Origin of the sequence: Delftia deserti (assembly GCF_042653485.1) — a bacterium.
Lineage (GTDB): Bacteria > Pseudomonadota > Gammaproteobacteria > Burkholderiales > Burkholderiaceae_C > Comamonas > Comamonas acidovorans.
This window is the reverse complement of the sequence record NZ_JBHSIH010000001.1, coordinates 2,780,370-2,795,111: the sequence shown is the minus strand read 5'-3', so window position 1 is coordinate 2,795,111 and position 14,742 is coordinate 2,780,370. Positions and strand designations below refer to the sequence as shown.

At 67.4% G+C, this 14,742-nt stretch carries 13 protein-coding genes; 10 read left to right on the top strand and 3 right to left on the bottom strand.

What is annotated here, in order from left to right; genetic code table 11:
• Window positions 1–86 precede the first annotated feature (86 nt).
• The 3 genes from ACFPFG_RS13680 to ACFPFG_RS13670 form a co-directional block, all read right to left on the bottom strand.
• Window positions 87–1,397, bottom strand: a complete 1,311-nt coding sequence (locus ACFPFG_RS13680; RefSeq protein ID WP_380107021.1) for a sigma-70 family RNA polymerase sigma factor — start codon at window positions 1,395–1,397, stop codon at window positions 87–89.
• Between the two features lie 95 nt (window positions 1,398–1,492).
• Complete coding sequence (locus tag ACFPFG_RS13675; protein WP_183018365.1) at window positions 1,493–2,236, bottom strand: pseudouridine synthase; 744 nt, start codon at window positions 2,234–2,236, stop codon at window positions 1,493–1,495.
• 53 nt (window positions 2,237–2,289) lie between these two features.
• On the bottom strand, window positions 2,290–3,960 hold the full coding sequence (locus ACFPFG_RS13670; protein ID WP_374621417.1) for an MBL fold metallo-hydrolase: 1,671 nt from the start codon (window positions 3,958–3,960) through the stop codon (window positions 2,290–2,292).
• Window positions 3,961–4,086: 126 nt separating this feature from the next.
• On the opposite strand from ACFPFG_RS13670, the gene dapF reads away from it, so the two are divergent.
• The 10 genes from dapF (at window position 4,087) to rsmH (ending at window position 14,709) form a co-directional block, all read left to right on the top strand.
• Window positions 4,087–4,947, top strand: coding sequence for a diaminopimelate epimerase (dapF, locus tag ACFPFG_RS13665; RefSeq protein ID WP_183018367.1), 861 nt, complete (start codon window positions 4,087–4,089; stop codon window positions 4,945–4,947).
• Window positions 4,944–5,657 (top strand): DUF484 family protein, encoded by a 714-nt coding sequence (locus ACFPFG_RS13660; RefSeq protein ID WP_183018368.1) that lies wholly within the window; start codon window positions 4,944–4,946, stop codon window positions 5,655–5,657. The genes dapF and ACFPFG_RS13660 overlap by 4 nt, the downstream gene beginning before the upstream one ends.
• 14 nt (window positions 5,658–5,671) lie before the next feature.
• Window positions 5,672–6,763, top strand: a complete 1,092-nt coding sequence (locus tag ACFPFG_RS13655) for a tyrosine recombinase XerC (RefSeq protein ID WP_197957367.1) — start codon at window positions 5,672–5,674, stop codon at window positions 6,761–6,763.
• A 134-nt stretch (window positions 6,764–6,897) separates the two neighbouring features.
• On the top strand, window positions 6,898–8,013 hold the full coding sequence (locus ACFPFG_RS13650) for a CobW family GTP-binding protein (protein WP_013804115.1): 1,116 nt from the start codon (window positions 6,898–6,900) through the stop codon (window positions 8,011–8,013).
• 527 nt (window positions 8,014–8,540) lie between these two features.
• Window positions 8,541–9,035 carry an RNA polymerase-binding protein DksA gene (gene dksA, locus ACFPFG_RS13645; protein ID WP_183018371.1) on the top strand — a complete coding sequence of 165 codons (495 nt, stop codon included), beginning with the start codon at window positions 8,541–8,543 and terminating at the stop codon, window positions 9,033–9,035.
• A 45-nt stretch (window positions 9,036–9,080) separates the two neighbouring features.
• On the top strand, window positions 9,081–10,862 hold the full coding sequence (locus tag ACFPFG_RS13640) for an STAS domain-containing protein (RefSeq protein WP_380107016.1): 1,782 nt from the start codon (window positions 9,081–9,083) through the stop codon (window positions 10,860–10,862).
• Between the two features lie 126 nt (window positions 10,863–10,988).
• Window positions 10,989–11,534, top strand: a complete 546-nt coding sequence (gene hslV / locus ACFPFG_RS13635; protein ID WP_012203389.1) for an ATP-dependent protease subunit HslV — start codon at window positions 10,989–10,991, stop codon at window positions 11,532–11,534.
• Window positions 11,535–11,645: 111 nt separating this feature from the next.
• Complete coding sequence (gene hslU, locus ACFPFG_RS13630; protein ID WP_183018373.1) at window positions 11,646–12,965, top strand: ATP-dependent protease ATPase subunit HslU; 1,320 nt, start codon at window positions 11,646–11,648, stop codon at window positions 12,963–12,965.
• 370 nt (window positions 12,966–13,335) lie between these two features.
• Window positions 13,336–13,764 carry a division/cell wall cluster transcriptional repressor MraZ gene (gene mraZ / locus ACFPFG_RS13625; protein WP_183018374.1) on the top strand — a complete coding sequence of 143 codons (429 nt, stop codon included), beginning with the start codon at window positions 13,336–13,338 and terminating at the stop codon, window positions 13,762–13,764.
• A 15-nt stretch (window positions 13,765–13,779) separates the two neighbouring features.
• Window positions 13,780–14,709, top strand: coding sequence for a 16S rRNA (cytosine(1402)-N(4))-methyltransferase RsmH (gene rsmH / locus ACFPFG_RS13620; protein WP_183018375.1), 930 nt, complete (start codon window positions 13,780–13,782; stop codon window positions 14,707–14,709).
• Window positions 14,710–14,742 lie beyond the last annotated feature (33 nt).

The following is a 14,742-nucleotide window of genomic DNA, read 5'->3' as shown; positions in this document are numbered from 1 at the left end:
CCGGGTCCTCATGCCTATACGAACGGGCGCAGACATTCCCTCACGCCTGGTGCGCACGTGCCGTGCATTCCGGGGCCATGGGCGCATCAGCTGCGGCGGCGGATGACCAGGGTGCGCCCGGTTCCCGGGCCCTGTTCCTCTTCCTGCACGCTGACCGGCAGGGTGCGCGGGAGCATGCGCAGCCAGCCCTGGGCCGCCGCAATGCGCACGCGCCCCAGCACGGGCAGGGCGGCGGCGTCGGGCTCCACGCGCAGTGGCTGCAGGCTGTAGCGCTCCAGGCGGCGGGCGACCTCGGCCAGCGGCGTGTTCTGGAAGTCCAGCCAGCCCTCGCGCCAGGCGGCCACCGCCGCAACCGTTTGCACGGCGGCCGTCTGACCTGGCGCCAGGCGCAGCATCTGGCCTGCACCCAGTTCATGCCGGGCGCCGCTGCCGTCGCGCACCTGCACGCGGCCCGCATCGACGGCGACCAGCACCGCATCGTCCTCCAGCGCCACCTCGAAGCGCGTGCCCAGCACGGTGACCTGTACGTCCGCGGCCTGGACCACGAAGGGCCTTTCCGTGTCGCGCGCCACGGCGAAGAAGGCACTGCCGGCCAGCAGCCGCACCTGGCGGCGCGTGGCGTAGAAATCCACCTCGGCGCGGCTGGAAGCGTCCAGCGTCAGGGTGCTGCCGTCGGGCAGGGGCTGGTTCAGCAGGCGGCCGGTGGCGGTGGCCAGCCGCACCTGATATTGCGGCATCCATTGACGCCAGGCCAGCCAGAGCGTCGGGCTGCCGACACCCAGGCCCGCAATCCCCAGCAGGGTGGACAGGGCACGGCGGCGGCCCGTGCGTGGTGCGGGTGCGGCGGTATCTCCGCGCCAGCGGCGCAGCGAGGCTTCCACGCTGTCCATGGCGCGCATGACCTCGCGTTCCACGGTTTTGACCGAGACGCCGTGGCGCTCGGCCAGCTCGGCATGCGAGGCGCCCGCTATGCGGTCGGCCAGGAAGATGTCGCGGCAGCGCGCGGGCAGTTGCGCCAGCGCGCCTTCGACCGCGGCCAGGGCCTGGCGGTAGGAATGAGTGTCGGCCACATCGGGGCTGAGGGGGGAGGGCGGCTCGCCTTCCCTCGCGCTGGTGTCGAAGCGCTCGGCCGTGCGCTGGCCATGGCGCAGGTGGTCGATGGCGATGTTCTCCATCACCGCGTAGAGATAGGCGCGGCTGGCGCCTGGCGGACTGTCCGGCGCGGCGGGCGCATCGCTTTCGCCGCGCTGGCGTTCGGCCAGGCGTATCCAGGCGTCATGCACCAGGTCACGCGCGGCCTGCGGGCCGGCGCGGCGCGCCACGAAGCGCACCAGCTCGTGGTAGCTGTCCTGGAAGGTGCTCAGCAGGGAAGAAGAGGAAGAGGCGGGCGCAGGCATGCGGGAGGCCCGAAGGCAGCACGGGAATTCCGCATTCTATGAAATGATTCTCATTTGCCGAATGTGCTGCCCGCCGCGCACCCGGCAATGCCGGCCTAGAACCGCTCCCAGGGCATCAGGTAGCGCCACTGGCCTTCGGGCACCTTGGCCAGAGAGAGGCGGCCAATGCGCAGGCGGCGCAGGCTGACCACGCGCAGGCCCACTTCGGTGCACATGGCGTCGATCTCGTCGGGAGCGATGCCCTTGAGCGCAAAGCGCAGATGGTTCTCGTTCTGCCAGCTCACGCGGCAGGGCGGCAGCTGGCGCTTGCCGATCGGCAGGCCGGCCTTCATCAGCTCCAGGCCGTCCTCGTGGATCTGGCCCTCGACGCCGACGATGCATTCCTGCTCCAGCCACATGCCTTCCTCGCCCAGCTTGCGCGCCACGCGCTTGTCCTGGGTGTAGACGATGAGGCCGCTGGCCGGCAGCGGCAGGGGCAGGAAGGATTCGAGGTTCTTGAAGTGCTGGGCCAGCACCAGCAGCGGCATGGGCGTGTCCACCGCGGCCATGCTGGCTTCGCCCAGCAGGGAGTGGGCGCTGCGCACCCGGCCATAGGGCCGGCCCTGGGTGTAGCCCGCAGGCTTGTTCATCAGCAGGGTGACGGGCGGCACGGCCTCGGGCTGGGCGCCGCTGCGCAGCGTGACCTGCTGCTCGGGGCGCACGCGCGTCTCGGGCAGTTGCACGACCTTGCCGTCCACCTGGACGTTGCCGGCGGTGATATGCAGTTCGGCCTCGCGGCGCGAGCATTGTTCCTGTTCGGCCAGGCGCTTGGCCAGGCGAACGCTTTCAGATTCAGACATGCGCGCAGCTTAACCAGATACCAGGCCCCGCGCGCGTCGTCGGTCATTGCCGGTCATTGCCGCCCGCACAGCGCACGGATGCGCTCCACATGCGCCAGCAGCGAGCGCTCGGCAATCGGCCACAGCTGCGGCGGGGCGTCGTCATAGGCCAGGCGCACCCAGTCCTGCACGCTGCCGTCGGGCTGTCTTTGCATGGCGGCCAGCACCTTGGCCTCGCGCGCCAGCCGATGGGCCTTGAGTTTGGCGATCGCCTGGCGCGCAAAGCCCAGCACATAGCCATGGGCCGGCAGGATGAAGCGCGCATCGTGCGCGGCGCACAGCGCGTCGAGCTTGTCCAGCGAATCGATGTAGTCGCGCATGTTGCCGTCAGGCGGATCGATGATGGTGGTGCTGCCGTTGAGGATGTGGTCGCCGCTGAACAGCAGGGCGTCTTCCTCCAGCACAAAGCACACATGGTTGGCCGCATGGCCGGGCGTGAACACGGCCTGCAGCGTGTGGGTGGTGCTGCCTTGCGCATCCTGCAGCACGATGCGCTGGCCGTCGGCCAGTGCGTAGTCGGGGGTGAAGCGGCTGGCCGGCCGGGCCGTGGGCGCCGAGGGCAGGCCGCCAATGGCGGGCCTGGGCCTGCCGGCCTGCACCGCCAGCGCCTGCAGCAGCGCGGCGCCCGGCGAGTGGTCGGCATGGGAATGCGTGCACAGGATGTGGCGTATGTCGCCGCCCGCCGCATCGAACAGGCGCTGCACATGGGCGGCATCGGCCGGACCGGGGTCGATGGCGGCGTAGCCCGTGGCGGCATCGCCCACCAGATAGCTGTTGGTACCGGGGCCGGTCATCACGCCAGGGTTGGGTGCCGTCAGGCGCAGCAGGTTCTTGCGCAGGGGCACGGCGCGCTCGCTTTGCCAGTCCAGCGTGTGCAGGATCTGGCCGTCGGGGCAGACCATTTCCAGCTCGCCGAAGGGGGCCTCGTCCTCCATGTGGCGGGCTTCCTTGCCATCGAGAAAGCCTGTGCGCGGGCAGCACTGCCACAGCGGCTGCTCGCCTTGCAGGGCGGCGAACACGGCTTCGGTGCCCGCGAAGCGGCTGAGCCGGTCCAGCGTGCGGATGGTGGGGAAGATCATGGGGAAGCTGCCCGCGCGGTGGCGCTCCAGCGCTTCCTGCGGGCGCACCCAGATGGGCTCGAACTGTTCCGATCCGTCGGCGTCGGGTTCCTGATCTTCGGGCATGCGCGCCACGAAGAAGGGCACATCGAAGCGCCTGGGCTGGTCGCGGTCGGCCGTCCAGTGGGCCAGGTACCACAGCGCATCCACGGCCAGGCGCAGGCCGCGTGCCTCGCACTGGGGCACCAGCGGCGCCTTGCGGTCCAGCGTGGCCAGCTCGGCGGCAGATACCGGCCGGCCCTGGGCGTCGTGGGCCAGCAAAATGCCCAGTTCCTCGAAGGTCTCGCGCAGCCCGGCGATGGCCTGGGTGATGCGCAGTCCGTCGCCGGCCTGCGCGGGGCGGGTGCTGGCGCAGGCATGGGCGGCCTCGGCCGCGTCCTGGGCCTCGATGCCGCCGCCCGGGAAGACATAGGCGCTGGGCACGAAGCTGGCCTTGGGCGAGCGCCGCGTCATCAACACCTCCAGCCCCTGGCCATCGGCGCGGTCGCGCAGAAGCAGGACGGTGGAGGCCTTGAGCGTGTCTACAGGCTGGCGCTGGGGGTGCAGGAGCTGGCTGGGGCGGGTCATGGGGGCATTATGCGGATTGGCCTGCATCCTGCTGTTGCGCCGGAGACGCAGGCGGCGGGACGGCGGTCTGCACCGGCGCATGCCCGGATTGCGCCATGACGGCGCCGTGCAGAGGATAATCGCGGGATGCAGATCCGCTTTACCAAGATGCAGGGCGCTGGCAACGATTTCGTGGTCCTCGACGAAACCGCCGGCCCGCTGGGCCTGAGCGCAGCCCAGTACCGCTTTCTGGCCCATCGCCAATTCGGCGTGGGCGCCGACCAGATCCTCACGGTGCGGCCCTCGCCCGCCGAAGGCATCGACTTCGAATACGTGATCCACAACGCCGACGGCGGCGAGGTCGAGCAGTGCGGCAACGGCGCGCGCTGCTTTGCGCGCTATGTGCACGACAAGGGCCTGACGGAAAAGTCCGTCATCCGCGTGCAGACGCTGGCCGGCCTCATCGCCCCCGAGCTGCATGCCGATGGCCGCGTCACCGTGGACATGGGCCAGCCCGTGCTGGAGCCCGCCCTGGTGCCCTTCGACGGCACAGGCCTGGTTCCCCGCCCGCTGGGTGCGGCGCAGCAATGGCCCCTGCAGCTGGGCGACGAGGCCACGGTCTGGATCGCTCCCGTTTCCATGGGCAACCCGCATGCGGTGCAACTGGTGGACGATGTGGACCACGCCCCCGTGGCCACCTGGGGCCCGCTGATCGAGCGCCATGCACGCTTTCCCCAGCGCGTCAATGCGGGATTCATGCAGATCGTCGATCGCGGCCAGATCCGGCTGCGTGTGTACGAGCGCGGTGCCGGCGAGACGCTGGCCTGCGGCACGGGCGCCTGCGCGGCCGTGGTGGCCGGCATTCGCTGGGGACTGCTCGACGCGCGCGTCGATGTGCACACCCGCGGCGGCCGGCTGACCATCGAGTGGGACGGCGGCGCAGTGCGCATGACCGGCCCCGCAGAGTTTGTTTTTGAAGGACAGATCGAGGTTCCCGACCAGCCATGAACAGCACTACCGATATCGCCGTCACCGAAGAGACGATTGCCGACTACCTGCTGAACCATCCGGAATTCTTCGAGCGCCACGCCGAGATGCTCGCGCGTGTGCAGCTGGTCAGCAGCCACAGCCCGCGTACCGTCAGCCTGCAGGAACGCCAGGCCGAGATGCTGCGCGAGAAGATCAAGGGCCTGGAGCACCGCATCATGGACATGATGCGCCACAGCAGCGAGAACGCCTCCATCGGCGACAAGCTGCATGCCTGGAGCTGCGCCCTGGCCAAGGTCCAGGACCTGCGCGAGCTGCCCCACGCCCTCACGGCCAGCCTGCAGCATGTCTTCGAGGTGCCCCAGGTGGCCCTGCGCCTGTGGAACGTCTCCGGCGCCCAGACCAGCAGCATCTACACCATGGGCGTCAGCGAGGACGCCAGGTCCTTTGCGGCGTCGCTGACCATGCCGTTTTGCGGCCCCAACATGGGCTTCGAGCCCGGCGGCTGGCTGGTCGATCCCGATGCGGCCCAGTCCCTGGCCCTGCTCACGCTGCATGACGGCGACAGCATCAGCCCGGCCAATGCCTTCGGCATGCTGGTGCTGGGGTCTCCCGATCCGCTGCGCTTCGAGGCCACCATGGGCACGGAATTCCTCTCGCGCATCTCGGCCCTGGCCAGCGCGGCCCTGTCGCGCATGCGGCCCGTGCCGCTGACCCTGGCGCGCGGCTGACCGGCTGAAAGCCCATGCCGGGAGCATCGGACATGGACGGGCTCCCGGAAGGCGACCTTCCGGCAGAGGATCTGGCGGCAGAGAACCTGACGGTGCTCCCCGCCGCCGTCCATGCCTATCTGGAGCATGTGCGCGTGCAAAAGCGCCTGGCCGACCGCACCTGCGCACTCTATGCGCTGGACATGGCCCGGCTTTGCGCCATGGCCCGCGACGCCGGCCAGGAGCTGCTGGCGCTGCAGCCCGCCCACATCCGCCGCTTCGTGGCCCAGATGCATTCCCGGGGCCGCAGTCCGCGCGGCATTGCGCTCATCCTGTCTGGCTGGCGCAGCTTCTTCCGCTGGGCAGCCCGGCAATCGCTGGTGCCCTTCAATCCCGTCGAGGGCGTGCGCGGTCCCAAGGCCCCCAAACCCCTGCCCAAGGCATTGGGCGTGGATGATGCCGTGCAACTGGCCGCCTTCGGCAGCGCCGACGCCGACCCCTGGATCGAGGCACGTGACGCTGCCATCACCGAACTGCTCTACAGCTGCGGCCTGCGCGTGGGCGAGCTGGTGGGCCTGGACGTGGCGCCCGGCCAGGATACGCAGCGCCAGGGCCGTGGCTGGATAGATTTGCAGGCCGCCGATGCCCATGTGCAGGGCAAGGGGGGCAAGCGGCGCACCGTGCCCGTGGGCGCCGCCGCGCTGCAGGCGCTGCAGCGCTGGCTGGCCTTGCGGGAGACGGGCCTGGCTGGCGCGGCGGCCCAGGCGGCGCAGCAGGAGCCGGCGCTGTTCATCGGACGGCGTGGTGAACGCCTGGGCGCGCAGTCGGTCTGGGCGCGGCTGCGCCGGCGCGGCCAGCAGGCCGGCCTGTCGGCCGGCGTCCATCCCCATGTGCTGCGGCATTCGTTCGCCAGCCACATGCTGCAGTCCAGCGGCGACCTGCGCGCCGTGCAGGAATTGCTGGGCCACGCCAGCATCTCGACCACGCAGATCTACACGCGCCTGGATTTCCAGCATCTGGCCCAGGCCTACGAGAGCGCCCATCCGCGCGCGCGGCGCCAGAGTGGGGACGGCCGCGACAGTGGCGATGGCAATGGAGATAGCGATGAAAAGGGCAGCCTCCGATAAAAAAGGCCAAGCCCTCTGGCAAAACGGCACTTGACAGGCTCGCTAAACTTATTCGGAACGTCTTTTCGACAAGGCCCGTCCGTGGTGGACGGGCCTTGCCGCTTCCCTTTGCTGAATTTTCTGAAAGCAATTCCATGGCACTGATTCCCGTCACCATCCTCACCGGCTTCCTGGGCTCGGGCAAGACCACGCTGCTCAAGCGCGTGCTCAGCGAGTCCCACGGCATGAAGATCGCCGTGATCGAGAACGAGTTCGGCGAAGAGAACATCGACACCGACATCCTCAGGACGGAGTCCAAGGAGCAGATCCTGCAGATGAGCAACGGCTGCATCTGCTGCACCATCCGCGAAGACCTGCGCGAAACCCTGCAACTGCTGGCCGCCAAGCGCCGCAAGGGCCTGGTGGAGTTCGACCGCATCGTGATCGAGACCACGGGCCTGGCCGATCCCGGCCCCGTCGCCCAGACCTTCTTCATGGACGACGAGATCGCCGAAACCTATCTGATCGACTCCATCCTCACCCTGGTCGATGCCAAGCACGCCAACCAGCAGCTGGACGACCGCCAGGAGGCGCGCCGCCAGGTGGGCTTTGCCGACCAGCTGTTCCTGTCCAAGACCGACCTGGTCAGCGAGGACGAGAAGAACGCGCTCATCCACCGCCTCAAGCACATGAACCCGCGCGCGCCCATCCGCGCCGTGCATTTCGGCGAAGTGCCCCTCAACGAGGTCTTCGACCTGCGCGGCTTCAACCTCAATGCCAAGCTGGACATCGATCCCGACTTCCTCAAGGAAGACGACCACGACCACGGACATGACCATGGCCACAAGCATGAGCATGACGAGCACTGCGGCCACGACCATGGCCATGAGCACGACGAGAACTGCGGGCACGACCACGCCCATGACCACGAGCATGGCGAGCACTGCAAGCATCCGCACCACCATCACCACGATGACGACGTCAAGAGCTTCGTCTATCGTGCCGACCGTGCCTTTGACCCGGCCCGCCTGGAGGACTTCCTGGGCGCCATCGTCAACATCTACGGCCCGCGCATGCTGCGCTACAAGGGCGTGCTGAACATGCAGGGCACGGAGCGCAAGGTCATTTTCCAGGGCGTGCACCAGCTCATGGGCAGCGATCTGGGACCGCAGTGGGCCGAGGGCGAAAAGCGCCAGAGCAAGATGGTCTTCATCGGCATCGACCTGCCCCAGGACATCTTCCTGCAGGGCCTGGAGCAGTGCCTGGTCTGATTTTTTGTGAACCTTTGTGGGCAATCGGAGGGCTTTTTGCTGACATCTGATTGACACAGGGGCCGCCACGCATGCGTGGGCGGCCCCTTTGCATTCCTGTGGGGTATGTGCAACGGCTTGCGCTCCTGTAGAGCATCGATACAATCGCGCCCCTGAAGAGAGCCCCCAAGCCCAATGGACTGCCCCGCAGGGGTCGCCCATACCGTGAGGAGACAGCAAGTGAGCGCCGAATCCAGCAAGAAGCCGTCAGTGGCCGCACCGGCCCCGGCTGCGAGCCAGAAGGCTGCGGTCCGCACTGCGGTCGGCGTTGCCGACCCGGCGTCCCTTGCTGACCGCAAAAGGGCTCTTTGCACGCCCGCCGCACGGCCTGGATTGCCGCGCCCCGCCGCACGGGGAAGCCGGCAGGTTCCGCAACTGCGGCGATCGGCTGTCCTACACGGCATTCGACCCGGGTGCCCCGATTGACAGTACCATCCATGGCCCCGTCCGAAGCCCTCGGCGCGGACTAAGTTAGCGAAACCAACACTATGCCTACCACTACGCAAACGCCTTCGTCGGGATCGACGAAACGAGACCCCAAGCTGGCCAATGCCTGGAAGACCAAGTCGGTGGAAGAACTGACGGATGCCGAAGTGCTGGCCATGTCGGATGACGACTACATGAATGAGAAGCAGATGGCGTTCTTCCGCCTCAAGCTGCTCACTCTCAAGCACGACATGCACACCAACGCGGGCGAGACGGCAGAAAACCTGCGCGAGGACACCGTGGTGGTTCCCGATCCGGCCGACCGTGCCACCATCGAGGAAGAGCATGCGCTGGAGCTGCGCACGCGCGACCGCGAACGCAAGCTGCTCAAGAAGATCGAGCAATCCATTGCACGCATCGACGCAGGCGACTACGGCTACTGCGACGAGACCGGCGAGCCCATCGGCGTGGGCCGCCTGCTGGCCCGTCCCACGGCCACGCTGTCGCTGGAAGCCCAGCAGCGCCGCGAGCTCAAGCAGAAGATGTATGGGGATTGAGTTGCAGCAACGGCCTGCAGGCCGTCGGTGCTAATCTGACTCGCCATGGCAAAAGAAGAGAGCAGCAAATCGGGGGGATTGTTGTCCAAGGTGGTGCGCTTTGTGCGCCACCCCACGGTCAATTGGTCCGACCTCGACGGCCTGGACGGGGAGCAGGAAAGCCAGTACAGCAAGCAGGCGCTCAAGGAGATGATCGAGCGCAAGCGCCGCAACGATTTCGTGCGCAAGCGCGAGTTCGACCAACTGCGCCGCCTGCGCCAGGCCGAGCTGCAACAGGCCTCCAGGCCGGGCAGCGCACCGGTCGGTGTGCCCGGCCCCGCCGCCCAGGGCTCGCAATTCCTCAGCAGCCTGCTGAGCTCCAAATCCTCCGGCGAACGCGCCGTCACGCTCAAGAAGATCGACGAGATCGAGGCCCAGATGTCCCAGCAATGGTGGCGGGGCAAGCAGGCGGCCGATGCAACCACCATCCCCATGACGCTGCCCGCGGGCGGCAACCCCGCTCCGGCCTCGTTTCGCAGGCAGCCGCCGCCGTCCGGGCAGATTCCCATGCTCAGCGACGTGGTGCCGCCCGCCATTGCCTCGGCCGGCGACGCGGCAGCCTTTGCCACCACCTTGCCCATGAGCCTGGCACCTGCGCCGCAGGTACCCTCCGTCTCTACGGCTCCCATCATCGACCCCGCGCCCATGGCCCGCCCCCTGCGGCCATTGGAGGGGGCGACCGATTTCCTGCCGGCCTTCGCGGCCACCGAGGTCTCCCCGCCGCAGCCCATGGACATGGTGCCGCCCTCCTTCGTGGTGTTCGAGCACGATCCCGACCTGGAAGAGCCGGCGATCCTCTTTGCCAATGGCGATGTGGATGGCGCCGAGCAGGGCATGCTGGAGCTGATCGACCGGCGCGATGTCCCCGCGCAGCTGCCGGTCTGGCTGGCCTTGCTGGACCTGTACCGTGCGGCCGACCGCCCGCTGCAGTTCGACAAGGCGGGCATCGAATTCGCGGCGCGCTTCGGCCGCTCCGCTCCCCAATGGTTTGCGATGCCGCAACAGCGCACCGCCCCGGTGGTGTCCATGCCGGGCGCAGCGGCAGGGCGCGGCTGGCGCTGGAGCGCACCTGCACAGATCACGCCGAGTGCCGTGACGGCGCTGAAGGCCTCCCAGGCCAAGGCTTCCAGCCCCTGGAACCTGGACTGGGCTGCCGTGGCCGGCATCGACGATGCAGCGGCCACGCCCCTGGAGGCGCTGCTGCAGCAATGGGCGGACTCCCAGGGCGTGTTCGTGCTGCTCAATGCGGACCGGCTGCTGGCGCTGCTGGGCACGCTGGCTCCCTCGGGCGATTCCAGTGTGGATACGCTGTGGTGGAGGTTGCGCATGGCGGTGCTGCGTTTGATGAACCGGCAGGATGATTTCGAACTGGTGGCGCTGGACTACTGCGTCACCTTTGAGGTCTCGCCTCCCCCGTGGGTGGACCCGGCCTGCCAGTGCCTGACGCAAGCCAGCGAAGCCGAGGGCGCGGATGCAACCCTGCAGGCAGGCATTGCCGCCACGGCGGACGCCGTGCGATTTGCGCTTGTCGGCACCATCGAAGGCGATGCCTCCACCTGGCTGGACCCGGTGCAGGAAGGGGCCAGCCTGGGCGAGCCCGTGTTCATCGACTGCACCCAACTGGTGCGCATGGACTTTGCGGCGGCCGGCTCGGTGCTCAACTGGGCTGCCCACATGCAGTCGCTGGGCCATGTGCTGCAGTTCGGCCAGCTGCACCAGCTGGTGGCGGTGTTCTTCAACGTGATCGGCATCCAGGAGCACGCGCAGGTCACTCCACGGCGGGACTGATCCTGCCGCGCAGCGGCTGCGACATATACCCCTTCCGGCAGGACGGCGCACCCGCCGCGAACAGGGCGTGGGCATTCTTTGAGCAGACCCTTGAGAAGGCCGCCTTCGCCCTCATCTGGCACCGCTATGGAACAGTATCACGGCACCACCATCATCAGCGTGCGCCGGCAGACCCCCGAAGGCGTGCAGGTCGCCATCGGTGGCGATGGCCAGGTCACATTGGGCAACATCGTCGTCAAGGGCACGGCACGCAAGGTGCGCAAGCTCTACCACGGCAAGGTGCTTGCCGGCTTTGCCGGCGCCACGGCCGACGCCTTCACGCTGTTCGAGCGCTTCGAGGCCAAGCTGGAAAAGCACCAGGGCCACCTGACGCGCGCGGCCATCGAGCTGACCAAGGACTGGCGCACCGACCGCGTGCTGCGCCGGCTGGAGGCCATGCTGGCCGTGGCCGACGCATCGGCCTCGCTGATCATCACCGGCAACGGCGACGTGCTGGAGCCCGAGCAGGGCATCGTGTCCATCGGCTCGGGAGGCGCCTATGCGCACTCTGCGGCCAAGGCGCTGCTGACCAACACCGAGCTGTCGGCCGAGGAGATCGTGCGCAAGTCGCTGGCCATTGCCGGCGAGCTGTGCATCTACACCAACATGCACCACACGGTCGAGACGCTCTGAGACCCTCGCGGCGCGGGCGGTTCTCGCCCGGCCATTGAAACGGATAGTCGCCAGCGGCCAGGCAACGGTAACGGAAGCGGGGCTGGCGGCGGAATGCATCGAATACACACCATGTCCTTTGCCATGACCCCCCAGGAGATCGTCTCCGAACTGGATCGCCACATCGTCGGCCAGGCTGGCGCCAAGCGCGCCGTTGCCATCGCGCTGCGCAACCGCTGGCGCCGCCAGAACGTGGCCGACGGCCTGCGCCAGGAGATCACGCCCAAGAACATCCTCATGATCGGTCCCACAGGCGTGGGCAAGACCGAGATCGCGCGCCGCCTGGCGAGGCTGGCCGATGCACCCTTCATCAAGGTCGAGGCCACCAAGTTCACCGAAGTGGGCTACGTGGGCAAGGACGTGGATGCCATCATCCGCGACCTGGCCGAGGTGGCCGTCAAGCAGACGCGCGAGGCCGACATGAAGAAGCTGCGCCTGCGCGCCGAGGACGCGGCCGAGGATCGCATCCTCGACGTGCTCGTGCCCCAGGCCCGCAGCGGCGAGGTGGCCGCCGACAACACGGCACGCCAGGTTTTCCGCAAGAAGCTGCGCGAGGGCCAGCTCGACGACAAGGAAATCGAGATCGACGTCGCCGACGCGCCGCCCCAGGTGCAGATCATGGGCCCCCAGGGCATGGAAGAGATGGCCGAGCAGCTGCGCGGCATGTTCAGCCACATGGGCCAGGAAAAGCGCAAGACACGCAAGCTGCGCATTGCCGAGGCCATGAAGCTGCTGACCGACGAGGAGGCGGCAAAACTGGTCAACGAGGAAGACGTGCGCACCCGCGCCATCGCCAATGCCGAGCAGAACGGCATCGTCTTCATCGACGAGATCGACAAGGTGGCCACGCGCCAGGAAACCAGCGGCTCCGACATCTCGCGCCAGGGCGTGCAGCGCGACCTGCTGCCCCTGGTCGAAGGCACCAGCGTCTCCACCAAGTACGGCGTGGTCAAGACCGACCACATCCTGTTCATCGCCTCGGGCGCCTTCCACCTGTCCAAGCCCAGCGACCTCATCCCCGAGCTGCAGGGGCGCTTCCCGATCCGCGTGGAACTGGACTCGCTGTCGGTCCAGGACTTCGAGGCCATCCTCACCCAGACCCATGCCTCCCTGGTCAAGCAGTACCAGGCGCTGCTGGCCACCGAAGGCGTCACGCTGGAATTCACGCCCGAAGGCATCACCCGGCTGGCCGGCATCGCCTTCGAGGTCAATGAGCGCACCGAGAACATCGGCGCGCGCCGCCTGTCCACCGTGCTCGAGCGCCTGCTGGACGAGGTCAGCTTCGATGCGGCCAAGCTTTCGGGGCAGACCATCACCGTCGATGCGGCCTACGTGGACCAGCGTCTGCAGTCCCTGAGCCAGGACGAAGACCTGTCTCGCTTCATTCTCTGAAGCCTGTCCCGGCGGCCGAGCGGCTGCCACCGAAGTGACTGCCCGCATTGCCGGGCAGTCACTTTTTGTAGGAGGGTCACCCGAGTTGCAACCGGTCGCCGGCGAATTGAATCGTTGCAATTGCGTGCAGGCTTTGAGAGATCACTTGCAGTCAGTCATCTAAGTGCTTGTAAAGCCAGGGATTTTTGTCATGACTCACATTGCGTTCGGCCTCTAAGTTGTTGATTTCATTGCAAATAATTGTCCATTCCCGGGTTGTGAAACACCAAATTGCTGCTACAGTGCAAAAAAGTGCAATTAAGTGGTGAAAGTTGCCTTTGTGCCCCGATTTCCGGGACGCGATGGCTCCAACCGACCGGGGTGACTGACCGTGTTTCAAGGGGCGTCCTCGCTGAATCTCGATGGAAAGGGGCGGCTGTCTGTGCCGACCCGGCATCGTGACGCCCTCATGGCCATGGCCCAGGGCCAGGTCACCCTTACCAAACATCCCCATGGTTGCCTGATGCTGTTCCCGCGCACGGAGTGGCTGCAGTTTCGCGAGCGGATCGCGCAACTGCCCATGTCGGCGCAGTGGTGGAAGCGCATCTTCCTGGGTAACGCCATGGACGTGGACATGGATGCCACCGGCCGCGTGCTGGTGTCGCCCGAGCTGCGTGAGGCCGTGGGTCTGGCCAAGGAAGTCGTGCTGCTGGGCATGGGTAACCATTTCGAGCTGTGGGACAAGGCCACTTATGAGGCACATGAAGCGAAGGCCATGCAGGAAGAAATGCCCGCGGCCTTCCAGGATTTTGCTTTCTAGGAAAGAGGCGTTTTCTTGAATCAGCCGTTGCAACACATCACCGTTTTGCTCGACGAGGCCGTCGATGCGCTGCTGGACGGCGCCGCACAGCCCGTTGCCGGGCAATGGGTGGACGCGACCTTCGGGCGAGGCGGGCATTCCCGGCGCATCCTGCAGCGGCTGGGGCCGGATGGGGCCTTGCTGGCGTTCGACAAGGACCCGGACGCGATCGAAGAGGCAGCGCGCATCACCGATGCGCGTTTTTCGATTCGGCACGAAGGGTTTCGCCACCTCGGCGAGCTGCCGGCCGGCAGCGTGCAGGGCGTGCTGATGGACCTGGGCGTGAGCTCTCCCCAGATCGACAACCCCGAGCGCGGCTTCAGCTTCCGCTTCGAGGGTCCGCTGGACATGCGCATGGACACCACGCGCGGCCAGAGCGTGGCGGACTGGCTGGCGGAAGCCGATGCCCAGCAGATTGCGGAGGTGATACGTGACTACGGCGAAGAACGGTTTGCTGGCCCCATTGCAAAGGCGATTGTTGCTCGGCGCGAAAGCCAGGGGCCCCTTCGCAACACCGCGGAGCTTGCCGAGCTCGTGGCTGGCGCGGTCCGGACCCGCGAGGCTGGGCAGAACCCAGCGACACGCACATTCCAGGCTCTTCGGATTTTCATCAATGCCGAGCTTGAAGAGCTCGAACAGGCGCTAGAGGCCAGCCTGCGCGTGCTGGCGCCGGGCGGACGCCTGGTGGTGATCAGCTTCCACTCGCTGGAGGACCGCATCGTCAAGCAGTTCATCGCCAGGCACTCCAAGGAAGTCTATGACCGGCGCGCACCCTTTGCCGCGCCCACGCCCATGCGCCTTGAAGCGCTGGGCCGCATCAAGCCCAGCGAGGCCGAGGTCGCCGCCAATGCGCGCTCGCGCTCGGCCGTGATGCGCGTGGCCCGCCGCACCGGGGTGCCTGCATGAGGCGCATGCACCGTCTGGCGCAAGAGGAGGGCG